Source organism: Mesorhizobium sp. WSM4816, from assembly GCF_055811535.1.
Map to the genome: position 1 here is coordinate 212,574 of NZ_JBVVQR010000002.1, position 21,056 is coordinate 233,629.

The 21,056-nt window shown below is 62.8% G+C and carries 21 protein-coding genes; 9 read left to right on the forward strand and 12 right to left on the reverse strand.

Annotated features, from left to right (window positions below; translation table 11 throughout):
- Window positions 1-53: 53 nt before the first annotated feature.
- From glnT to AC0L3H_RS03120, 6 genes are all read right to left on the reverse strand, one after another.
- Window positions 54-1,361, reverse strand: coding sequence for a type III glutamate--ammonia ligase (gene glnT / locus AC0L3H_RS03095; protein WP_473584469.1), 1,308 nt, complete (start codon window positions 1,359-1,361; stop codon window positions 54-56).
- Window positions 1,362-1,398: 37 nt separating this feature from the next.
- Window positions 1,399-2,727 carry an FMN-binding glutamate synthase family protein gene (locus tag AC0L3H_RS03100; protein WP_473584470.1) on the reverse strand — a complete coding sequence of 443 codons (1,329 nt, stop codon included), beginning with the start codon at window positions 2,725-2,727 and terminating at the stop codon, window positions 1,399-1,401.
- Between the two features lie 6 nt (window positions 2,728-2,733).
- Window positions 2,734-3,465, reverse strand: a complete 732-nt coding sequence (locus AC0L3H_RS03105; RefSeq protein WP_473584471.1) for a GltB/FmdC/FwdC-like GXGXG domain-containing protein — start codon at window positions 3,463-3,465, stop codon at window positions 2,734-2,736.
- A 4-nt stretch (window positions 3,466-3,469) separates the two neighbouring features.
- Entirely contained in the window at window positions 3,470-4,366 is an 897-nt protein-coding gene (locus AC0L3H_RS03110; protein WP_473584472.1) for a class II glutamine amidotransferase, read from the reverse strand.
- A gap of 132 nt (window positions 4,367-4,498) precedes the next feature.
- Window positions 4,499-4,717, reverse strand: coding sequence for a hypothetical protein (locus AC0L3H_RS03115; RefSeq protein WP_127316094.1), 219 nt, complete (start codon window positions 4,715-4,717; stop codon window positions 4,499-4,501).
- A gap of 22 nt (window positions 4,718-4,739) precedes the next feature.
- A complete protein-coding gene (locus tag AC0L3H_RS03120) occupies window positions 4,740-6,137 on the reverse strand; it encodes an ammonium transporter (RefSeq protein ID WP_473584473.1) in 1,398 nt (465 codons plus the stop codon).
- Window positions 6,138-6,300: 163 nt separating this feature from the next.
- Between AC0L3H_RS03120 and AC0L3H_RS03125 the strand changes: the two genes are divergently transcribed.
- The 7 genes from AC0L3H_RS03125 (at window position 6,301) to AC0L3H_RS03155 (ending at window position 12,008) form a co-directional block, all read left to right on the forward strand.
- Window positions 6,301-7,434 (forward strand): aminomethyl transferase family protein, encoded by a 1,134-nt coding sequence (locus tag AC0L3H_RS03125; RefSeq protein WP_473584474.1) that lies wholly within the window; start codon window positions 6,301-6,303, stop codon window positions 7,432-7,434.
- A 14-nt stretch (window positions 7,435-7,448) separates the two neighbouring features.
- Window positions 7,449-8,045 carry a dimethylamine monooxygenase subunit DmmA family protein gene (locus AC0L3H_RS03130; protein ID WP_473584475.1) on the forward strand — a complete coding sequence of 199 codons (597 nt, stop codon included), beginning with the start codon at window positions 7,449-7,451 and terminating at the stop codon, window positions 8,043-8,045.
- Window positions 8,042-9,007 carry a PDR/VanB family oxidoreductase gene (locus AC0L3H_RS03135; RefSeq protein ID WP_473584476.1) on the forward strand — a complete coding sequence of 322 codons (966 nt, stop codon included), beginning with the start codon at window positions 8,042-8,044 and terminating at the stop codon, window positions 9,005-9,007. The genes AC0L3H_RS03130 and AC0L3H_RS03135 overlap by 4 nt, the downstream gene beginning before the upstream one ends.
- 9 nt (window positions 9,008-9,016) lie before the next feature.
- Window positions 9,017-10,057, forward strand: coding sequence for a heme-dependent oxidative N-demethylase family protein (locus AC0L3H_RS03140; RefSeq protein WP_473584613.1), 1,041 nt, complete (start codon window positions 9,017-9,019; stop codon window positions 10,055-10,057).
- A gap of 131 nt (window positions 10,058-10,188) precedes the next feature.
- Entirely contained in the window at window positions 10,189-10,671 is a 483-nt protein-coding gene (locus AC0L3H_RS03145; protein ID WP_473584477.1) for an SDR family NAD(P)-dependent oxidoreductase, read from the forward strand.
- Entirely contained in the window at window positions 10,646-10,936 is a 291-nt protein-coding gene (locus AC0L3H_RS03150) for a hypothetical protein (protein WP_473584478.1), read from the forward strand. The genes AC0L3H_RS03145 and AC0L3H_RS03150 overlap by 26 nt, the downstream gene beginning before the upstream one ends.
- Window positions 10,937-10,973: 37 nt before the next feature.
- Entirely contained in the window at window positions 10,974-12,008 is a 1,035-nt protein-coding gene (locus tag AC0L3H_RS03155; protein WP_473584479.1) for an RNA polymerase subunit sigma-70, read from the forward strand.
- A gap of 279 nt (window positions 12,009-12,287) precedes the next feature.
- Here AC0L3H_RS03155 and AC0L3H_RS03160 read toward each other — a convergent pair whose 3' ends face one another.
- The gene (locus AC0L3H_RS03160; protein ID WP_473584480.1) at window positions 12,288-12,995 is read right to left on the reverse strand and encodes a helix-turn-helix domain-containing protein; all 708 of its coding nucleotides are present in this window, start codon (window positions 12,993-12,995) and stop codon (window positions 12,288-12,290) included.
- A gap of 256 nt (window positions 12,996-13,251) precedes the next feature.
- On the opposite strand from AC0L3H_RS03160, the gene AC0L3H_RS03165 reads away from it, so the two are divergent.
- Entirely contained in the window at window positions 13,252-14,610 is a 1,359-nt protein-coding gene (locus AC0L3H_RS03165; RefSeq protein ID WP_473584481.1) for an NAD(P)-binding domain-containing protein, read from the forward strand.
- A 35-nt stretch (window positions 14,611-14,645) separates the two neighbouring features.
- Here AC0L3H_RS03165 and AC0L3H_RS03170 read toward each other — a convergent pair whose 3' ends face one another.
- The 3 genes from AC0L3H_RS03170 to AC0L3H_RS03180 all read right to left on the reverse strand — a co-directional run bounded on the left by AC0L3H_RS03170 (window position 14,646) and on the right by AC0L3H_RS03180 (window position 17,215).
- Window positions 14,646-15,671 carry a serine hydrolase domain-containing protein gene (locus tag AC0L3H_RS03170; protein WP_473584482.1) on the reverse strand — a complete coding sequence of 342 codons (1,026 nt, stop codon included), beginning with the start codon at window positions 15,669-15,671 and terminating at the stop codon, window positions 14,646-14,648.
- Between the two features lie 308 nt (window positions 15,672-15,979).
- Complete coding sequence (locus AC0L3H_RS03175; protein ID WP_473584483.1) at window positions 15,980-16,882, reverse strand: dienelactone hydrolase family protein; 903 nt, start codon at window positions 16,880-16,882, stop codon at window positions 15,980-15,982.
- A 123-nt stretch (window positions 16,883-17,005) separates the two neighbouring features.
- Window positions 17,006-17,215 carry a winged helix-turn-helix domain-containing protein gene (locus AC0L3H_RS03180; protein ID WP_473494460.1) on the reverse strand — a complete coding sequence of 70 codons (210 nt, stop codon included), beginning with the start codon at window positions 17,213-17,215 and terminating at the stop codon, window positions 17,006-17,008.
- Window positions 17,216-17,447: 232 nt separating this feature from the next.
- On the opposite strand from AC0L3H_RS03180, the gene AC0L3H_RS03185 reads away from it, so the two are divergent.
- Window positions 17,448-17,654: a hypothetical protein gene (locus AC0L3H_RS03185; RefSeq protein WP_473584484.1), complete on the forward strand. Its 207-nt coding sequence runs from the start codon at window positions 17,448-17,450 to the stop codon at window positions 17,652-17,654.
- Between the two features lie 337 nt (window positions 17,655-17,991).
- On the opposite strand, the gene AC0L3H_RS03190 is transcribed toward AC0L3H_RS03185, so the two are convergent.
- A complete protein-coding gene (locus AC0L3H_RS03190; RefSeq protein WP_473494458.1) occupies window positions 17,992-19,974 on the reverse strand; it encodes an ABC transporter permease in 1,983 nt (660 codons plus the stop codon).
- Window positions 19,971-21,056 (reverse strand): quaternary amine ABC transporter ATP-binding protein, encoded by a 1,086-nt coding sequence (locus tag AC0L3H_RS03195; protein ID WP_128171968.1) that lies wholly within the window; start codon window positions 21,054-21,056, stop codon window positions 19,971-19,973. The genes AC0L3H_RS03190 and AC0L3H_RS03195 overlap by 4 nt, the downstream gene beginning before the upstream one ends.

Below are 21,056 nucleotides of genomic sequence, written 5' to 3' on the forward strand. Positions count from 1 at the left end.
CTTGACGCATCGGAATCGTCCGAAAACCGCTTCACACTTTTCGGTCCGATGTTCTAGATATCCAGCGTGTGGTCGCGCTCCCACTGGGTGAAGTGGGAAGCATAGGAATTCCATTCCTGATGCTTCAGCTTTAGATAAGCCGACGAGAATTCCTCACCCAGCGCCGCCTTGAGCGATTTGTCGTTGTCGAACTCGCGCAATGCATCGAGCAGGTTGAGCGGCAGCTTCGGCGCGCCCTCCACCGTATGCCCGAACTGGTACATGTCGATGTCGTAGCGCTTGCCGGGATCGGCCTTCGAGCGGATGCCGTCGAGGCCGGCGGCGATGATGACCGCCTGCAGCAGGTAAGGGTTTGCCGCGCCGTCGGGCAGGCGCAGCTCGAAGCGTCCGGGGCCGGGCACGCGCACCATATGGGTGCGGTTGTTGCCGGTCCAGGTCACCGAGTTCGGCGCCCAGGTGGCGCCCGAAATGGTACGCGGCGCATTGATGCGCTTGTAGGAATTGACCGTCGGGTTGGTGATCGCGGCAAGTGCCGAGGCATGCTTCATGATGCCGCCGAGAAAATTCCTGCCCTTCGCCGACAGGCCGAGCTCCATGGCGTTGTCGGCAAAGACATTGGTCTTGCCGTCCTTGTCCCACACCGAGATGTGGGCGTGACAGCCATTGCCGGTCAGGCCGGGGAACGGTTTTGGCATGAAGGTGGCGCGCAGCCCGTGCTTTTCTGCAACGGACCTCACCATGAACTTGAAGAAGGAATGCTTGTCGGCGGTCGCCAGCGCATCGTCGAAGGCCCAGTTCATCTCGAACTGGCCGTTGGCGTCCTCATGGTCGTTCTGGTAGGCGCCCCAGCCGAGCGCCAGCATGTGGTCGCAGATCTCGGCGATGACATCGTAGCGCCGCATCACCGCCTGCTGGTCGTAGCAGGGCTTTGACGCCGTGTCGTATTCGTCGGAAATCGTCTTGCCGTCCGGCGAGATCAGGAAGAACTCGGCCTCGACGCCGGTCTTGACATGCATGCCGTCGCCCGCCACCTCGTCAATCAGCCGCTTCAGCGTGTTGCGCGGCGCCTGAGCGACCGTTTTTTCGTCCATCATGCAATTGGCGGCAATCCAGGCGACTTCCGGCTTCCACGGCAGCTGGATGACCGAATCCGGATCCGGCACCGCCAGCATGTCTGGATGCGCCGGCGTCAGGTCGAGCCAGGTGGCAAAGCCGGCAAAGCCGGCGCCGTCCTTCTGCATGTCGGCGATGGCTTGCGCCGGCACCAGCTTGGCGCGCTGCCCACCGAACAGGTCGGTGTAGGAGATCATGAAATATTTGACGCCGTTCCCTTTGGCGAAGGCGGCGAGATCGTTCCCCATTATAGTTCCTCGCTTATTGGTATTTGGTAGTTTTGTATCAGAAGCCGTTCTTCCCCGGTATCCAGTTGGTCCCGGCCAGCGGCACGCCGGCCATGGCGGCGGCTTCGATCGTCAGCGCGACGAGATCCTCGGGCTCGAGATTGTGCAGGCTGTTCTTGCCGCAGGCGCGGGCGATCGTCTGCGCCTCCAGCGTCATCACCTTGAGATAATTGGCCAGCCGTCGCCCGGCCGCTATCGGATCGAGCCGTTTCATCAGCTCGGGATCCTGCGTGGTGATGCCGGCCGGATCGCGGCCCTCGTGCCAGTCGTCATAGGCGCCGGCGGTGGTGCCGAGCTCGTTGTACTCCGCCTCCCAGCGCGGATCGTTGTCGCCGAGCGCGACAAGTGCGGCGGTGCCGATCGACACCGCGTCGACGCCGAGCGCCAGCGCCTTGGCGACATCGGCGCCGTTGCGGATGCCGCCCGAGATGATCAGCTGCACCTTGCGGTGCATGCCGAGATCCTGCAGCGCCTGCACCGCCGGCCTGATGCAGGCAAGCGTCGGCTGGCCGACATTCTCGATGAACACTTCCTGGGTTGCGGCGGTGCCGCCCTGCATGCCGTCGATCACGACGACATCGGCGCCTGATTTCACCGCAAGGGCTGTGTCGTAATAGGGCCGCGCGCCGCCGACCTTGACGTAGATCGGCTTTTCCCAGTCGGTGATTTCACGCAGTTCCAGGATCTTTATTTCGAGATCGTCGGGCCCGGTCCAGTCGGGATGGCGTGAGGCTGAGCGCTGGTCGATACCCTTGGGCAGCGTGCGCATTTCGGCGACACGGTCGGAGATCTTCTGGCCAAGCAGCATGCCGCCGCCACCGGGCTTGGCACCCTGGCCGACGACGATCTCGATCGCATCCGCCCGGCGCAAGTCGCGCGGGTTCATGCCGTAGCGCGACGGCAGGTACTGGTAGACCAGCGTCTTGGAATGGCCGCGCTCTTCCTCGGTCATGCCGCCGTCGCCGGTCGTCGTCGAGGTGCCGGACAGCGTCGCGCCGCGGCCGAGCGCTTCCTTGGCCGGGCCGGACAGCGAGCCAAAACTCATGCCGGCAATGGTGATCGGGATTTTCAGCTTGATCGGCTTTTTCGCATGGCGCGAGCCCAGCACGACGCTGGTGTCGCAGCGCTCGCGATAGCCTTCGAGCGGATAGCGCGAGATCGAGGCGCCGAGGACAAGCAGGTCGTCGAAATGCGGCAGCCTGCGCTTGGCGCCGGCGCCGCGGATGTCATAGATGCCGGTCGCAGCGGCGCGACGGATCTCGGAAAGCGTGTAGTCGTCGAAGGTCGCGGATTTGCGCGGCGTCGTCGGCGGGTTGCGATAGGTCATTGAGCCTCAATACTCGTCGGCGTTGTCGATGTTGAAATTGTAGAGCGTGCGCGCCGAGCCGTAACGCGTGAACTCCGCCGCCTTGACGCCGGTCACCCCGGCGCGGTCGAGCAGGTCCTGCAGCAATGCCAGATGCTCGGGCCGCATCTCCTTGGCGATGCAGTCGGCGCCGAGGCTGCCGACCTTGCCGCGCACGAACAGCCGCGCCTCGTAGATGGAATCGCCGAGCGCATCGCCGGCATCGCCCAGCACCACCAGATTGCCGGACTGCGCCATGAAGGCCGACATATGGCCGATATTGCCGTGGACGACGATGTCGATGCCCTTCATCGAGATGCCGCAGCGCGACGACGCGTTGCCCTCGATGACCAACAGCCCGCCCCTGCCGGTGGCACCGGCATATTGGCTGGCATCTCCTTTGACCGTTATCGAGCCCGACATCATGTTTTCGCCGACGCCGGGTCCGGCCGAGCCATGCACCGTGATGGCGCTGCCGTCGTTCATGCCGCCGCAATAATAGCCGACGCTGCCGCGGACATCGACGGTGACCGGCTGGTCGACGCCGACGGCGACCGAATGGCTGCCTTTCGGATTGAGCACTTCCCAGGCGGTCTGGTTCGAACCGGGAGTCAAATCGTGAAGCGTCTGGTTAAGCTCGCGCAACGGCATCTCGGCCAGGTCGAAGACCCTGGATGCATGGCTCTGGTCGAGTGCCTTGGAGACGTTGATTGCCGGCATGAGCTTAATGCTCCCAGAAATAGACGGTTGCGGGCTCGGGCTCCCAGACCCTCGCATTGTCGATGCCGGGCAGCTTGGTGAGCGCGCGATATTCCGAGCCGAAGGCGACATACTGGTCGGTCTCGGCCATGACGGCAGGCTTGCAGGCGATCGGGTCGCGCACCACGCCGAAGCCGTTCTTGGTGCCGACGACGAAGGTGAAGAAACCGTCGAGGTCGCTCAGCGCGCCTTCCAGCGCCTCGCCGAGATTCTTGCCATGAGCCATCTGCGAGGAGAGATAGGCGGCCGCGACTTCGGTATCGTTCTCGGTCTCGAATTTCATGCCTTCGCGGCTCAGCTCGCGGCGGACATTGTTGTGATTGGACAGCGAGCCGTTATGCACCAGGCACTGGTCGGCGCCGGTCGAGAACGGATGCGCGCCCATCGTCGTCACCGCCGATTCCGTCGCCATACGGGTGTGGCCGATGCCGTGCGTACCGGTCATGCTGCGCACGTCGAAGCGATCGACGACCGCTTCGGGCAAGCCGACCTCCTTGTAGATTTCGACGACGTCGCCGGCGCCCATGATGCGGATGTCGGGGCGCAGCGCCTGGATGGTCTCGCGCACTTCATCGATCTTGTCGGGCGTGGTCCTGACGACCGCATGCGTCGATTTCACCGCGATGTTCACCGGCGTTCCGATCGCTCTGGCGAGTTCGGCGTCAAGGTTGCGGAAATCGTGCTCCGGCTTTGCCGACTGCATGGTGATCTTGGCCTCATTGTCGGATGGCGCGCCATAGATAGCGATGCCGGCGCTGTCGGGACCGCGATCGCTGAGCGAGATCAGCATCTCCGACAGCATCGAGCCAAGCTGGGGCTCGAGCGACTTGTCCTTCAAAAACAGTCCGACGATTCCGCACATGTCAGGCTCCCGAGGTGAGGTATGATTCCGGTGCTACCAGCTTCATAGGTTGAGTTCAACTCGTATGAAAGTTTTTTTCATCCTGGACAAGTCGTCTGGCGCAAATGGCGCGCCAGACGGCCCGGCGGTGACTTAATGGCGGTCGATCGCCTTTCTCGTCTCATCTCCCGTGCGATCCGCAGCCATATCGGCCTCGATCTCAGCGTTCTCGTGGCGCGTCTGAAGGACATGCCACCCGATCCAGAAGACGAGGCCGATGATGACCATCACGACTTCGGAACCCTGAAACGGGTAGATCGCGCCGACGTCCTTGAGGTCGACGGCCCAGCTTTCCATTCCATTGGTAGACATTGCGGTTCTCCTTGCCCGTTGACTATTTGATCATGGCTTTTTCGGCGGCTCCCACTTCGCGGACCGACGCCTCAAACGCATGGTTGAGGGCAAAGTCGAAGCCCTCGAGTTCCACCTTCGCCGGTACGCGCAGGAGGTTCATGCTGTTGAGGATCTTGCAGACGACAAAGGTGGGGACGAAGCCGAGCACGAACATCAGCACCGCACCAGCGAAATTGCCGAGCGGGTTGATATGCGCGAAGCCCTCATAGGGCGAGGACGGCTGTCCCCACAGCATGAAGCCCGCCACCACGACACCGAGGAACCCGCCATAACCGTGCACGGCAACGGCGCCCACCGCATCATCGATCTTGAAGCGGCGCTCGACGAAATAGTGCAGCTTGTAGCAGATGGTCGGGACGATCGCGCCGATCAGCAGTGCCTGGATCGGGTGATAGAGGTCGTTGCCGGCCGAGGCCGAGACAATGCCGCAAAGCCCCATCGAGAACGTCCAGAAAGGGTCGCCTTTCGAGACGATGTAGCCGGCCAGCATACCGCCCGACAGCGACATCAGAAAGTTGAAGGTGATCGCCGAAAGCGTGGTCGGCGCGAGATAGATGTTGGTCGCCGTCCAGGTCTCGCCGGTGATCTGGCCGGCAATCGTGGCCGGGCTGATCAGCGGAATGTTGCACGCGGCGTAGAAGCCCCAGAAGCCGGTGAAGATCAGGAACAGGCCGATCGTGACCAGCCACACATTGTGGGGCGGGATGTCGCGCGCCGTGCCGTCGGGCCTGAACTTGCCGATGCGCGGACCAAGCACGATGAGAAAGGCGAGCGCCGCTCCGCCCGCGATTGCGTGCACGACCCCCGATGCATAGGCGTCATGATAGCCCCAGAGTTTCACCATCCAGCCTTGCGGATGCCAGCCCCAGGACGCGTCGAGAATCCACAGGACCGAGCCGACCAGCACCGCGACGATCCAGAACGCACCCGAGCGCGCGCGTTCTATGATCGAACCCGAGACGATCGACGCCGTCGTGATGGAAAACAGCAGGAAGGCGCCCCAGAACACGCCGTTGAGGCGATGCCACAGCGCGGCGTCGGTAGGGGTGACCCCCGTCTCGCCCGGATTGACGCCGGAGAGGTGGGTGCCCATCAGCGGATTCCATGCTTCGGCGAATGGTGCGGTGACAAGTCCGCCGGCGATGCCCGGCCCATTGGGAAAGCCGAAATAGATCCACCAGCCGAAAAAATAGAACGTGATCGTGACGAGCGGGATCGCCATCGCGTTCTTCATAAGCGTTTTCAGATGATTGCGCCGGCGCGATACGCCGACCTCGTACATGCAGAACCCGACATGGATCAGGAACATCATGACGATGGTCACCCAGTAATAGAATTCCGTGAAAATGGTCGTTAGAGCGTTGAGATTCCCTTCCATTTCATGTCCCCTCCGTTCAGTTGCGTTCCTTGCCTCTGAGTAAAACTTTTTGCATCTTAGTATTGCGCGCTTTTGGAGTTTTGAGTCAATATGGCGCGGACCGTCGCATGGCAGCGCCCTGAAGCGGCGAAACGTCGGCAATCCTGTGAGGAGAAGCAAGTCCATGACCGCATCCTGGAGATTTTCGACCTTGGCGGATCGCCATCGTGCGCTCGGTTCGAAGCTCGAAGACTGGAGCGGGATGGGCACCGCCTGGACCTACGACAAGGACGCCGACGAGGAATACATCGCCATCCGCACCAAGGCCGGGCTGATGGATGTGTCGGGCCTGAAGAAGGTCCACATCACCGGGCCGCATGCCTCGCATCTGATCGACCTCGCCACGACGCGCGACGTGGAAAAGATCTATCCCGGCAAGTCGGCCTATGCCTGCATGCTGAACGAGGCCGGCAAGTTCACCGACGACTGCATCCTCTACCGCACCGGCCCGAATGCCTGGATGGTCGTCCACGGTTCTGGCACCGGCCACGAGGAGTTGCAGCGGGCCGCCATGGGCCGCGATGTCTCGCTGCGTTTTGATGACAATCTGCACGACCTCTCGCTGCAGGGACCGATATCAGTCGACTACCTGGCAAAGCATGTGCCTGGCATACGCGACCTCGCCTATTTCCATCACATGCAGACCCGGCTGTTCGGTTTTCCGGTGATGATCTCGCGCACCGGCTACACCGGCGAACGCGGCTACGAGATCTTCTGCCGTGGCCAGGATGCCGGCACGATCTGGGACACCATCCTCGACGAGGGCAAGAGCGCCGGCATCATCCCGTGCCGGTTCACCACGCTCGATATGCTGCGCGTCGAGAGCTACCTCCTGTTCTACCCCTACGACAATTCGCAGAAATATCCGTTCGAGAACGAAGGCCCCGGCGACACGCTGTGGGAACTCGGCCTCGATTTCACCGTCAGCCCCGGCAAGACAGGGTTTCGCGGCGCCGAGGAGCACTACCGCCTCAAGGGCAAGGAACGCTTCAAGATCTTCGGCGTGCTGCTCGAAGGCAAGGAGCCGGCCGACGAGGGCGCACCGGTCTATCGCGACGGCAAAAAGGTCGGCGTGGTGACTTGCGCCATGTATTCGCCGCTGGTCAAGAAATCGATGGGCATTGCCCGGCTCGATGTCGACTGCGCCGTCCAGGGCACCAGGCTCGAGATCCGCAACAAGAGCGGCGCCATCAGCGCGACGGCTGAGCCGCTTCCCTTCGATGATCCGAAGAAGACCAAGCGCACGGCGAAAGGCTGAGGCATACTGGGAGAATGGCAGAGAAAAGCATCATCAGCCGGCCGGTCTACGGAACCCTGTCTCCGCAGCCCGGCAAGCACCATCTTTTCGTGGCGGATGCAGAAGGAGCGCTGGCGATATCAGAGCTGGCCGCCAAGGCGCCCGATGGTTTCTTTGCCGATGCTCACATCATCTTCATCCCCGGCCGGGATGGCAGACATGTCGCCGCGCTCGAAGCGCTGAAGCCGGCGCAATTCTACCAGGGGCCTTCCTTCGCCAGTGCCTTGCCGCGGCTGAAGCAGACGCTGGCCAACGCGCATATGGGCCTGCGCCTCTATCTCGCCGGCACCGAGGGGCTGATCGGCCAGGCGATGCAGGCGGCGCTCGACGCCGGCATCGACCACACGTCGATCCAGACCGAGCATCGCGGCTCGCTGGCGCGCCGCGTCCAATGCGTTCATTGCAAGGGCATCACCGAAAACGTGACGACGCAGCCGGCAACGTGTTCGCATTGTGGCCTGCTTCTTCTGGTACGCGATCACTATTCCAGGCGCCTCGCCGCATTCCAGGGCGTCTGCATCAATGCGGAAGACCGCAGCGAAATTCCTCCGGCGGAGGAGATCTTTCGATGAGCACCGGCACCACCAAGCTTGACGTCGTCGTGAGCGATGTCGTCCCGGTCAACGAACTGGTCACGCGCTTCCATTTCCGCAGGCGCGACGGGCAGCTTTTGCCGACATTCTCCGGCGGCGCCCATGTTGTGGTGGAGATGCGCGACGGCGAGCGGACCAGGCTCAATCCCTATTCGTTGATGGGCTCGCCGCTCGACACACGCGAATACACGATCTCGGTGCGCCGCGACCACATCGGCCGCGGCGGCTCGCTGTTCATGCACAGGCATGTCAGGCCCGGCATGGAGATGGTGATCAGCTACCCGGTCAATCTTTTTTCGCTCGACCTGCGCGCCAGGAAGCACCTGATGCTGGCCGGCGGCATCGGCATCACGCCGTTCATGGCGCAGACCGCGCAGCTGGCAGCGGAAGGCGGCAATTTCGAGCTGCATTACACCTGCCGCACCGCCTCACTCGGCACCTACGCCGATGTGCTCAGAGAGCGCTACGACCGCCGCGTCAGGCTCTATCACGACGACCGCGACGAGCGCATCGAGCTCGACCGGCTGCTGTCGTCACAGCCGCTCGGCACACATCTCTATGTCTGCGGCCCGTCAGGCATGATCGGCTGGGTGCGCGACCGCGCCGCTGCCTTGGGGTGGCCGACGGAAACCGTCCATTTCGAGCATTTCGCCGCCCCGCAGCCCGGCGCCCCGTTCGAGGTGACGCTGGCGGTCAGCGGCAAGACGATCGGCGTCGGCGAGCAGCAGAGCCTGCTCGAGGCGATCGAGGGGGCCGGCGTCGATCCTCCCTATCTCTGCCGCGGCGGCGTCTGCGGCCAGTGCGAAACCAATGTCATCGCGCATGACGGCGAATTCATACACAACGACCACTGGCTGAGCGAAGAAGAGCACCGATCCTGCAAAAAGATCATGCCCTGCGTCTCGCGCTTCGAGGGCAAGTCGCTGGTTCTGGAAAGATAGGAGGCGAGCCTGGGCATCACCTTTCGTAACGAGACGTTCCGTAACGACTTCACCTTCAGGAACAGCCCGGAGCACATCAGGCGGTTTCCGTTCCCGTTCCACGAAGACAGCTACATGTATGCGGTCAACATCGAGCCGCACGTCGTCGGGCCGAAGGGCAGCGTGCTCGAAAACCTGATCGACGTCGACGAGCACTATGTCGCCGAGATGCAGGACCGCGCTTTGGTGCTGGCGGAGGATCCGCTGCGCTGCCAGTCGTTGCCGCACATGACGCTGGCCGGCTGGGACCTGCTCGAACTTCTGATGGAACAGCAGGCGCTGGGCTATCCCGAGCATTTCACGCTGACGCGTGACGGCGACAAATGGCGCTGGATCAACCGGCCGCTCGGCATCGACGACAGCTTCACCTTCGGCGATGTCTCGACGCTGCCTTACGGGCCGATGGAATACATCACGCGGCAGAGCCAGGGCGATTTCTGCATCCTCGACCAGCGCGACGGCAATCTGTGGATGGATGCCGGCATGGTCACCACCCAAGCAGACTGGTCGCTCGATTTCGACATCGGCATGAACTTCTTCGAATGGCACGCGCCGGTGCCGCTGGCGCATGAGAAGGGCGTATTCGTCCGGGCGCTGAAGTTCCTCACCAACATCCAGCAAGGCAAGCCGGCGCGGCGGCTGAACTGGACGATGACCATCAATCCGCGCCTCGACACCAGTCCAGAAAATTATCACAAATGGGGTCCGGACCGGGCGACGGTGACGCCCGAAAACGTCGGCGACAAGGTCCATCTGCGCGTTGAGCTGCAGAGCTTCTGGCGGCTGCCGCGCTCGAACGGCATCGTCTTCCCGATCCGCTGCTATCTGATCAAGATGGATGAGCTGGTGACGCAGCCGAAATGGGCGCGCCGCCTACACCGCGTCATCCGCGACCTTCCCGAAGAGCTGGCCAACTACAAAGGCCTCACGCGCTACCGCGCGACGCTGGTCGAATGGCTGTCGAAGCTCGACGACGGCAGCCCGACATCGCCCGGCTTCGGGCCGGACTAAGGAGCTTGCACCGGCGCTTCCGATCACCTCAGAAGATTTTTGACCCGCACCGATGATTTCCGACCGCCTGCGCTGTCCTTGTCAATGGGCGTGGCTGGATGGTCCAGCTGCCCGGATAGCAAGGTGGGTCCATGAGATTGTTACAAGGTCAGAATGTCGTCGTCGTTGGAGGAAGCCGTGGTGTCGGCCGCTCGATCGTAGAAGCCGCCCTCAGCGAGGGAGCGACGGTCCTCGCAGTCGCCCGCAACGAACAGACCCTGGCGGAATTTGCCCGGGAGACTTCGGGCGTGAAGACGTTCGCGGTCGATGCAACTGTGGACATCGCTCCCGATCAGGTCTTCGCCGCGCTGGAACCGGACGTCCTGGTGATAGGCGCAGGTGCTCTTGCCCCCTCCGCGCCCCTACATGAACAGAACTGGGAGGCGTTCTCCGCAAACTGGGAAACGGACGTCAAGGCGTCGTTTCTGTTTTGCAAGGCCGCGCTTCGGCGTCCGCTCAAACCGGGCGCCCGGGTTGTTCTGATCTCCAGCGGCGCGGCTCTGACCGGGGGGCCACCGAATTCCGGCGGCTATGCCGGCCGCAAAACGCATGCAGATGTTCCTGGCCGGTCATAGCCAGAAGGAATCGGATCGGCGCGGCCTCGACCTGCGCTTCATGGCGCTTGCGCCTATGCGCATCATGCCAGGGACCGGCGTGGGCGACGCCGGCATCGAGAGCATTTCGGCCTATAGGGGCGTCCGGCCCATGGAGTTCATCGCGGGCATCCTCGACATGCAGACGCCGGCCGACGTCGGACGGGCGGTGGTGGCACTCGCCACCCAACAATCGCAAGGATGTTCCTTCGCAGTGAGCGCGAGCGGACTTGCGCCGGCCGCCTGAGACGCGCGTAATGCAAACTCCAAATTGCCGGATCCGCATGACAGACTCGCAGGCACCTCTCAAGCCGGTACGTGAGCCGGGCCAGCCGATCCTCGATCGGCTGGCCTTCGAACAGTTCACGGCTGCCCATCGCCGGGAGCTCAAGCTCCATTGCTATCGCATGATGGGCTCGCTGCACGAGGCGGACGACCTTGTCCAGGACACGCTTCTGCGCGCCTGGCGCGCAAGATCGGAGTTCGATGGGCGGGGTTCGGTTCGCGGTTGGCTCTACACGATCGCGACCAACTCTTGCCTCAACGCGCTCAAGGCCAGGTCGAGAGCGAATCGCATTCTCCAGCAGCCCGAACGGCCGGCTTCCCACGGGATGGCCACAGGCGGCCCTGCAGCCGAGGTCACCTGGTTGGAGCCTTACCCGGACGCAGAGCTACCGGGCCGCGCTGATGGTGAGCCGGGTCCGGAAGCGCGCTACGAGACCCTCGAAGCCGTCCAACTCGCTTTCGTCGCCGCGATCCAGGATCTGCCGCCCAGGCAGCGCGCCGCTCTACTGCTTTCCGACGTGCTGGGCTGGTCGGCTGTCGAAACGGCGGGATTGCTGGGCGGGTCGACGGTTTCGATCAACAGCGCATTGCAGCGGGCCCGCATAACCCTTGCGGCGCGATATCCCCAAGGACGTCCTATCCATCGATCGAAGCCCAACCCCGACGAAGGCCTGCTGCTCGAACGTTACATGCGAGCCTGGGAGGCCGCCAATCTCGACAGCCTGATCGAACTCCTGCGGGAGGACGCCACCTATCGCATGCCGCCCTGGCAGGAATGGTATCGTGGGCGCGCGGCGATCCGCAGTTTCCTCGAGACCATCTGGGGCAATTTTTCGGGCTTCCGCACCGTAGCCATTGGAGCCAATGCCCAGCCGGCAGTCGGGGTCTATTCCCGCAGCCAGAATGACCCTGCGTGGCGAGCCCATTCGCTGCATGTGATCGAGCCCGCCGAGGGCGGTATCGCCGCTCTGACGGTCTATGTGCCGCCGCTCGGCCCCAGCTTGTTTGCGGCCTTCGGCCTGCCGCCATCCTAAAGCGCGTCGCATTTGACCGGCCCCATGCGACGCGCTTTACGTTGTTGTTTCATGCATGTCGATATCGCAAAACCGCTGCACACTTTTGCGCGACATGCATTAGAGCAATTCCAGGAAAAGCGTGGAACGGCTTTCCCGGGAAAGCGCATAGCGCTTTCCCTAGGGAATTGCGCATAAACAAAGAGATTTAGCGGTTCTAGCCTGGACCTGTAACATTCCATCCGGCCGCTTCGCGGCCACGGCGCTCAATGAGGGGACTTCGCTTGCGTCCGAACCCGCTCAACCGGCGCTGCCCTGCGGATAGCAGATGATCGAGAGATAGCGCATCGGGAGAATGGTAAGCACCTCCGGCCCGTGCGGCGCATCGGCGTCGAAGAACAGGCTGTCGCCGGGCTTCATCGGGTAGAGATTGCTGCCGTGCCGGTAGGTGACCGCGCCTTCGAGCATGTAGAGGAACTCCATCCCTTCGTGCTGAAAAGTCGGAAACACATCGGAATCCTCGGTCAGCGTGATCAGATAGGGTTCGACGACGACGCCGCTGGTGTTGGAGCCGATATGGCCGAGCAGATTGTACTGGTGGCCGGCGCGCGTGCCGCGGCGCTCGACGTCGAGCCCTTCGCCAGCCCTAACGAAGACGGCGCTGCGCTCTTCCTCAAAGCGGCGGAAGAAGGCGGTGACCGGAACGCCGAGCGCCCGCGACAGCGCCTGCAAGGTGGTCAGCGACGGCGAGGTGATGCCGTTTTCGATCTTCGACAGCATGCCAAGCGAAATGTCGGTGGCAGCGGCAAGATCGGCAACAGTGATGCCGAGTTTCTTGCGAAACGCCCGCACCTCGCGGCCGATCGCGACCTCGAGGACCTTTTCGCGGGTGTCGCGGACGGCGTGCGGGTCCTGGGTCAGTGGCGTCCGGATCGTTGCCACGCTCTTCGGCGATGGCTTGGCCTTGGCGGCGGCGCCATTCCTCAAACTGGAAGCTTTCTTCGCCATGTCGCCACCCGGTCCTGCAGATTAATTTCACTCAGGGTGAACATATTCGCTGCTGATACAGAGCGCAACTGCGACCGCAAGCCAGTTTAGCTCGAATGGCATGCTCTCCCGGTTTTTCGCCCGTCAGCGGTTCTGCTGAAAATCCGATTGGTGAACCGTGGTTTCGGCAGAAGGCCTGTTGACAGCATCGAAGGGGCAATTACTGTCCTGTCAGTGAAATTTGTTTCGTTAGGGAAATGAGACCGGGAGGCCCGCAATGAAAAGTCGTGTTGCCGTCATCGGAGCCGGGCCGTCCGGCATGGCCCAGCTTCGAGCCTTCAAGTCGGCAGCCGACAACGGCGCGGAGATCCCGGAAATCGTCTGCTTCGAAAAGCAGTCCGACTGGGGCGGCCTGTGGAACTACACCTGGCGCACCGGCCTCGACGAGCATGGCGACCCGGTGCACGGCTCGATGTACCGCTACCTCTGGTCGAACGGGCCGAAGGAATGCCTCGAATTCGCCGACTACACGTTCGAGGAGCACTTTGGCCGGCCGATCGGCTCCTACCCGCCGCGCGCCGTGCTGTGGGACTACATCAAGGGCCGCGTCGAAAAATCCGAGGTGCGCCACTGGGTGCGCTTCAACAGCCCGGTGCGCATGGTGACCTTCTCCGATGCGACGAAAAAATTCACCGTCACCGCGCATGACCGAAGCAACGACGTCACCTATTCGGAGGAGTTCGACAACGTCGTCGTCGCCTCGGGGCATTTTTCCGTGCCCAACGTCCCCTATTTCGAGGGTTTTTCGAGCTTCAACGGCCGCATCCTGCACAGCCATGATTTCCGCGACGCCATGGAATTCAGGGACAAGGACATCCTGATCATCGGCCGCTCCTATTCGGCCGAGGACATCGGCTCGCAATGCTACAAATACGGCGCCAGGTCGATCACCTCCAGCTACCGCTCGAAGCCGATGGGTTTCAAATGGCCTGACAACTGGCAGGAAGTGCCGCTGCTGCAGAAGGTCGTCGGCAAGACCGCGCATTTCAAGGACGGCAGCACCAGGGATGTCGACGCCATCATCCTGTGCACCGGCTACCTCCACGCCTTCCCGTTCCTGACCGAGGATCTGAAGCTCAAGACCGCCAACCGGATGTGGCCGGACGGGCTTTTTGAGGGCGTCGTCTGGGAGAAGAACCCGCAGCTGTCCTATATCGGCATGCAGGACCAGTTCTACACCTTCAACATGTTCGACGCGCAGGCCTGGTTCGCCCGTGATGTCATCATGGGCCGGATAAAGCTGCCTTCGGCCGAGGCGATGGCCGAACATGGCGCGAAATGGCGGGCGCGCGAGGAAACGCTGGAAGACGCCGAGCAGATGATCTGGTTCCAGGGCGACTACACCAGGGAGTTGATGGAGCAGACCGATTATCCGGGCTTCGATGTCGAGGCTGTCAATCAGACCTTCATGGAATGGGAGCACCACAAGGCGCAGGACATCATGAGCTTCCGCGACCACGCCTACCGCTCGCTAATGACCGGCACGATGGCGCCGCTTCACCACACGCCCTGGCTGCAGGCCATGGACGATTCGATGGAATCCTATCTCGAGGTGAAAGGCGTCGCGGCGGAGTAGCGGCTTCCTCGCCACCCAGCTTTGCGCGACATGCATCAGTTGCTGCGCGCCTCGCGCACCTCTTTCGTTGCCTCGATGATCCGGCCGAGCAGGGCATGGAGATCGTCGCGGTGGCCGCTGCGGCCGGCGGGGCCGTTTTCATCGGAAGTCATGACCACGGTCAACGCGCGCCCCGGCACGACATAGACCATCTGCCCGCCATAGCCCCACCCGTAGAAGACCGCTTCGCCCGCGATCTGACGGATGAACCAACCATAGCCATAACCATCACCGGTGAAGCGCGAGGCGGTACGTGGCTGCCAGGAGAGCTTGATCCAGTCGGCCGGCACGAGCTGCCGTCCACTGCTGCTCATCCCGCTGCTGCGATAGAGCTCGCCAAAGGCGAGCAGCGAGCGCGGGCTCATGGCCATCTGGTTGCCGCCGAGATAGATGCCCTGCGGGTCGCGGTCCCAGGCGGTGATGGAAAAGCCCTCCTGCGGCCCGAGCCATTCGCGCGCCAGTTCCAGCGTGGAGCGGCCGGTCCGCCGCGTCAGGATCGCCGAAAGGAGATGGGTCGAGCCGGTGGAATAGAGCATGGTACCGCCCGGTTCGTCGTCGAAGGGCATGGCGAGCGCTGCCCGCACCCAGTTGTCGCTTGCCACCCAGCGCCCGTAGTTTGGGCCTGAGGTCCGACCGAGCCCCGCCTGCATGGAAAGCAGATGACCGATCGTAACCTGCTGGAGACGCGGATCGGCGTCGGCGGGCAGGTTGGCCTGAAGAAGCGGAGCGATCTTCTGGTCGGTCCCTTGCAGCACGCCCTTGTCGATGGCGATGCCGACGAGCGCCGAGATGATCGACTTGGAGGCCGATTTTATATTGGCCGGACGTGCCGGGGAGTGGCCGCGAAAACCGCGCTCAGCCACCACCGCACCCTGATGCGCGATGGCAACCGTGCGCAGCGGCGCCAGGTGCTCGGCCTCGTCAAGCAGCTTTCCAAGCCGCTGCTCCAGGCCATCGGCAGCGTGAGCAGCGACGGAAAGGATGAGGAGAAAGGCGAGAATCACGGTGGGGCGCTTCAGCATGAAGCCAGCTTGGGATGCATTTTGGGCAAGACGAAGGTGGGGCGGCGGGCAAAGACGCCTGCCTAGATGGGGTATCGATGGATGTTTTCGAAGACTTCGTGCTCGCGTCGGTGCGAGATTAGACAAACATTGCCGCAAAATTCAGTCCGGTCATGGAGAGCGCGCCAAATTGCCGCGCCGCTTCGTGAAAGAGGCCCATTTCCGCCAGTCTGATTGGTTTAAGGGCGCTTGGGCTGACGACGCGATCTACGCGGTGTTATCCAATTGCCAGCCGTAGTTGCCGATCTTCGTTGAATGAGAGAATGCCGTCATGGCTCCTTCATTTGCTTGTCGAGGAAGGCAAACGCGTCCTTCGCCGACTGTTCGGTCACCTCTGCGCTGTATTGATACACGATCTCCTGGCCATAGACGCCGCGCATGCGCTCCCCCGCGCTGCCCAACTCCCGATGATCCCAAACATGTGTCGCATGGTAGACGATGTGTTCGACCGGATCCCCCTGCGCCTTCCGTTCTTCGAGTAGCGTCTTGCAACCGTTCATCGGCGGTCCACCCTGCGTGTCCTGGTTGCCTATTTCAACCAGCAACGGCACGACGATCTTTTCCGGAATGAAGTGCATGTCGACGGGATGCAACAATCCCGGCATCGGGAAGTTCGCGAAGAGACAAACCGGGTAAACCGACACGATAGCGCGAAATGGCTCGTTTCCATCCGGTCGCGACCGGCTCGATCCCGCGGCGGCGAGTCCTGTCATCGCACCTTGCGAAAAACCCATCAGAGCGACCCGAGCGGGATCGACGAAATGCTGCCGACGGAGGTGGTTTGCAGCATCGAACGCATCCTTCAGGAGCCGAGAAGCAGGGATGGCCAAGGGCCGGACACAGTTGTCGTCGACTCCGCGCGGAGCCAGCGGATCAATGACGAGCGCCGCGTACCCGTGCTCGACGGCACGCCGCGCCCAATCGAACGTGTTCGAGGTGTAGAGATGTCCATAGCAGGTGGGCATGATGACGAGCGCCGGAAAAGGGCCAGCGCCAACAGGCTTGAACATGATGCTTTCGCGTCCGGCCGCAAGGTCCCGCGTCTGGTCCGGAAGCGTCAAATCCGGACTGTCAAAAGGCAGGGCAAACTCATCGAACTGATCATCGGATCCAGCAGCATTTGCCGCCAGCACAACCGCGATTGCGGTAACAGCTAAGAATGGAAAAGACATAGTTCGGCCTTCCTAACTTCCGGTGCGATCACGCCGACGCTTGCGACCCTTTCATTTCTCCGGCAATCCTGCCTTGGCAAGGTCGGCGAGTTCGCGCGAATCTCGGTTATGCACTGGACGAGGCTAGTCGGTCACTGCGATGTCGCCCCACACCGCCTGCATCAACTCGTCTTTGGTGACGAGCGTGCCCGGCCTCAAGGCAAGTAGCCTCAGAACCTCAGCTGCTTGTGGACGCAAAGTCACCGTATGCCCGGCTTGATCAGTCACCGACCCGCACTGGAGATCGACCGTGCGGCCGTCCAGGCGAAGCAACGTCGGTGCCGAGCTGTGCATCGGAACTTTCCCCCTCGAGCGGACGCCCCAGGGTTTTCTCCCGTCGCCAATCTATACCGAAGTCTGCCCCAAAACCAGCATTCGGCAATCGCCCAAGTCTTCCGTTAGCGATCGCAAGATTTCGTCCGGTTTCGTCTGGCGATCGTGTCGATCTCGTTACGACTGGCGCCATCGGGTTCACGCTCTTCTTCGCCCCGGCCGTTCCGGCGGACATTGTTCAGGAATGGAGAAGATGATGATCGAACTCGTAATCGCCGCCTGTCTTGCGACGGGTGAATGCAAGGAAACAAAACTGACTTACGACGCCCGCGACGTGTCGCTGATGACTTGCCTAGTCGCTGGTCAGTCGGAAATCGCCCGCTGGCATCAGCAACATCCGTCCTGGCAGGTGAAGCGCTGGCATTGCGGCGTCGCCAGGCAGCTAGGGGAGGCGATTTGAGGATCCGTTCAGTGCGGCAATGCGGACGGAGGTGCCGACCGCGCCGGGCGGCGTTCCTCATCGCCACTGGCACCAGACGTGGCGTAGAGCGCTTCCGTGGTTGTACGGCAGAGTCGAATCTTTCAGCCGGCTTGGTCGCGCCACTTCTGAACCTCAGTGGTGCCTTTCGGAAGGTCTCGCATCCGAGCCGCCCCGAGCTGAATGTCCGCTCACTTACATCTCACACTGGCAGCTGCCTGTCCGCTATCGGCCCCAGAGCTGACATTTTTGCGATCAGCTTGGCAAGGACAGCTTCTGGAAGCCGACGTTTCGCGGCGCGCGCCCCCTCTATCTCCGGCTACCCCAGCCTTGCGCGTGCCTTCGCCGTCCAGGCGTTGAACAGCCGGTCGGCGACGATGCCGATGAAGGCGATGGCCAGTCCGGCGACGATGCCGCGGCCGGAATCGGCCTTGGACAGCGCGATGAACACCTCCTGGCCGAGATCGCGGGTGCCGACCATGGCGCAGATGATGATCATCGCCAGCGCCATCAGGATGGTCTGGTTGACGCCGAGCATGATCTCAGGCAACGCCAGCGGCAGCTGCACGCGCAGGAACGTCTGGCGCCTGGTGCAGCCTGACACCTTTGCCGCCTCGATCAGCGCCGGCGGCACCTGCCTGAGACCGTGATTGGTGTAGCGGATGGCCGGCACTACGGCAAAGGCGACGGTCGCGATCATCGCCGTCACGTCGCCGACTCTGAATAGCATCACCACCGGGATGATGAAGCAGAACGACGGCAGCACCTGCAGCGTGTCGATAACAGGGGTGACGATCTTCTCGACACGGTCGCTGCGCGATGCCATCAGCCCGATCGGAATGCCGATCAGGCAGGCGATAAAGGCCGAGATGCCGCAGAGGTAGACCGTCGCCATGGTCTTTTCCCAGAGGCCGGTCACCGCGCAGAAGACGGTCAGCGCCGCGACCAGGGCGGCGAGGCGCAGGCCGCCGAGCTGGTAGCCGGCAAGCCCAAGCAGGAACACCGCGCCCAGCCACGGGAAGCCCTCGCAGAAGGCGCGCACCGGGTTCAGCACATTGAGGATCAGCGCCACCCGGAACGCTTCGATCGTGTCGAAGAAGTTGATCGTGATCCAGCTCACCGCTGTCTTCCACAGCGGCGCGGTGGTGAAGGTGATCGCCTTCGGCACCGCAGCGAAGGCCGGAACGAACAGACCAAGCAGTGTCGTGACGGCAAGGACGGCGACGGCCAGCGTCAGATTGGGGTAGCGCCGCCAGAAGCTCGGGCTGACCTCCTGGTAGACATGGCCCTTCGCATGATTGCGCGCGATCGCCTGGCTCAGCCGGTCGAGGGCGATGGCCAGCGCCACGATGGCAAGGCCGGCTTCCATCGCCTCGCCGACCTTCAGCGCCCTGAGCGCCAGAAGCACGTCGTAGCCGAGGCCGCCGGCGCCGATCATCGAAGCGATGATCACCATGTTGAGCGCCAGCATGATGACCTGGTTGACACCGACCATCAATGTCGGACGCGCCGAAGGCAGCAGCACGCGCCACAGTTTCTGGCGCGCCGTGCAGCCGGCCATCTCGCTGAAATCGCCGATTTCGGACGGCACCCGCGACAGCCCCAGCATCGTCGCGCGCACCATCGGCGGCGTCGCGAAAATGGCCGTCGCGATCATCGCCGAAACCGGACTGTTGCCGAACAGAAGAAGCATCGGGATCAGATAGGCGAAGGTCGGGATGGTCTGCATCAGGTCGAGGGCAGGGGAGATCAGCAGCCGCTCCGCCCATGGCTTGCGCCACGCCCAGATGCCGACGAACAATCCGGTGACGATGCAGAACGGCACGGCGATGGAGATCAGCCCGAGCGTCAGCATGGCGCTGGTCCACTGGCCGAACAGCGCGATGTAGAGGAAACAGCCGCCGACCAGCGCGCCGAGCTTCCAGCCGCCGGCGGCACGTCCGGCCAGGAATGCGGCGATGCAGACACCGACCCAGGACAGACGCGGCAGGACGAGCATGTCGGCGCCATGGCCGATCTTGAAATTCTTGGCGAGCAGACCGAGCGCAAAATCGAGCGGCACGCCGAGCGCCGCGGTGATCGAGCGCGTCAGCCAGGAAAAGTTCGACTTTATCAGGCTCATCAACGCGCTGACCCAATCAGCGACCGGAATGATTGCGCCGACCGGATAATTGACCGCCCAGGGCAGCCTGTCCTGCAGCAGGAACACGGCAAGCACGGCGGCAAGGGCGCCGGCCCAGACCACCAGCCAGAGCTGAACCGGCCGCGATCTCGCCTCGCTGGCGCTTGCCGTCACCGTCATGCGTTGGCCCCGGAACGCTCGATGCCGGCCAGAAGATCGATCACCGCTTGCGGCGTGACTTCGCCGATCGGCTTGCCGGTGCCGTTGACGACGGCGAACGGCTTGCCGGCCGAAACGATATCAGCCGAAAAACTCGATATCTTGGCATCCGGCGCGACCACGCCGCCATGCTCGGCGCCGGCGCAGGCGCGCATCAGGCTTCGCGCCGAGATCACCTTGGCGCGGTCGACGTCGCGGGTGAACTCGGCGACATAGTCGGTCGCCGGGTTGACCACCAGCTGTTCCGGGGTGCCGATCTGGATGACCTCGCCGTCCTTCATGATGGCGATGCGGTCGGCCAGCCGGATGGCCTCGTCGAAATCATGGGTGATGAAGACGATCGTCTTGTGCAGCATGGTCTGCAGCCGCATCAATTCGTCCTGCATCTCGCGGCGGATCAGCGGATCGAGCGCCGAAAACGGCTCGTCGAGAAACCAGATTTCCGGCTTGGTGGCGAGGCTGCGGGCGATGCCGACACGCTGCTGCTGGCCGCCGGAAAGCTCACGCGGATAGAAATGCTCGCGGCCGCGCAGGCCGACAAGCTCGATCACTTCGCGCGCGCGCTTCTCGCGCGTCGGCCGGTCCTGCCCTTGGATGCCCAGTGGAAAGGCGATGTTCTCCAGCACATTCAGATGCGGCAGCAGGGCGAAATTCTGGAACACCATGCCCATGCGGTGGCGCCGCAGCTCGATCAGCGCGGCATCGGAGATTTTGAGGAGATCCTTGCCCTCGAACTCGACCTTGCCATGCGTCGGCTCGACCAGCCGCGACATGCAGCGCACCAGCGTCGACTTGCCCGACCCCGAAAGCCCCATGATGATGAAGATCTCGCCCTGGCGGATTTCGAGGTCGACGGCGCGCACCGCGCCGACCAGCCCGGCCGCGGCGACCTCCGCCATGCTGGCCTTGCCGTCGCGCTGGCGGATGAAATTGGCCGCGTTCGCGCCGAACAGCTTCCAGACGTTGCGGCAGGCAAGCTTTATCGGGCGGGCATCCTTCGGCGTGCCTGCCGTTTGCGGCACCTGTTCAGTCGTATCGGCCAT

Excerpts from the sequence above, each read along its gene's own strand:
- glnT (WP_473584469.1), bottom strand. The coding sequence starts at position 1,361 with ATGGGGAACGATCTCGCCGCCTTCGCCAAAGGGAACGGCGTCAAATAT.
- AC0L3H_RS03100 (WP_473584470.1), bottom strand. The coding sequence starts at position 2,727 with ATGACCTATCGCAACCCGCCGACGACGCCGCGCAAATCCGCGACCTTC.
- AC0L3H_RS03105 (WP_473584471.1), bottom strand. The coding sequence starts at position 3,465 with ATGCCGGCAATCAACGTCTCCAAGGCACTCGACCAGAGCCATGCATCC.
- AC0L3H_RS03110 (WP_473584472.1), bottom strand. The coding sequence starts at position 4,366 with ATGTGCGGAATCGTCGGACTGTTTTTGAAGGACAAGTCGCTCGAGCCC.
- AC0L3H_RS03115 (WP_127316094.1), bottom strand. The coding sequence starts at position 4,717 with ATGTCTACCAATGGAATGGAAAGCTGGGCCGTCGACCTCAAGGACGTC.
- AC0L3H_RS03120 (WP_473584473.1), bottom strand. The coding sequence starts at position 6,137 with ATGGAAGGGAATCTCAACGCTCTAACGACCATTTTCACGGAATTCTAT.
- AC0L3H_RS03125 (WP_473584474.1), top strand. The coding sequence starts at position 6,301 with ATGACCGCATCCTGGAGATTTTCGACCTTGGCGGATCGCCATCGTGCG.
- AC0L3H_RS03130 (WP_473584475.1), top strand. The coding sequence starts at position 7,449 with ATGGCAGAGAAAAGCATCATCAGCCGGCCGGTCTACGGAACCCTGTCT.
- AC0L3H_RS03135 (WP_473584476.1), top strand. The coding sequence starts at position 8,042 with ATGAGCACCGGCACCACCAAGCTTGACGTCGTCGTGAGCGATGTCGTC.
- AC0L3H_RS03145 (WP_473584477.1), top strand. The coding sequence starts at position 10,189 with ATGAGATTGTTACAAGGTCAGAATGTCGTCGTCGTTGGAGGAAGCCGT.
- AC0L3H_RS03150 (WP_473584478.1), top strand. The coding sequence starts at position 10,646 with ATGCAGATGTTCCTGGCCGGTCATAGCCAGAAGGAATCGGATCGGCGC.
- AC0L3H_RS03155 (WP_473584479.1), top strand. The coding sequence starts at position 10,974 with ATGACAGACTCGCAGGCACCTCTCAAGCCGGTACGTGAGCCGGGCCAG.
- AC0L3H_RS03160 (WP_473584480.1), bottom strand. The coding sequence starts at position 12,995 with ATGGCGAAGAAAGCTTCCAGTTTGAGGAATGGCGCCGCCGCCAAGGCC.
- AC0L3H_RS03165 (WP_473584481.1), top strand. The coding sequence starts at position 13,252 with ATGAAAAGTCGTGTTGCCGTCATCGGAGCCGGGCCGTCCGGCATGGCC.
- AC0L3H_RS03170 (WP_473584482.1), bottom strand. The coding sequence starts at position 15,671 with ATGCTGAAGCGCCCCACCGTGATTCTCGCCTTTCTCCTCATCCTTTCC.
- AC0L3H_RS03175 (WP_473584483.1), bottom strand. The coding sequence starts at position 16,882 with ATGTCTTTTCCATTCTTAGCTGTTACCGCAATCGCGGTTGTGCTGGCG.
- AC0L3H_RS03180 (WP_473494460.1), bottom strand. The coding sequence starts at position 17,215 with ATGCACAGCTCGGCACCGACGTTGCTTCGCCTGGACGGCCGCACGGTC.
- AC0L3H_RS03185 (WP_473584484.1), top strand. The coding sequence starts at position 17,448 with ATGATGATCGAACTCGTAATCGCCGCCTGTCTTGCGACGGGTGAATGC.
- AC0L3H_RS03190 (WP_473494458.1), bottom strand. The coding sequence starts at position 19,974 with ATGACGGTGACGGCAAGCGCCAGCGAGGCGAGATCGCGGCCGGTTCAG.
- AC0L3H_RS03195 (WP_128171968.1), bottom strand. The coding sequence starts at position 21,056 with ATGGCCGATACGACTGAACAGGTGCCGCAAACGGCAGGCACGCCGAAG.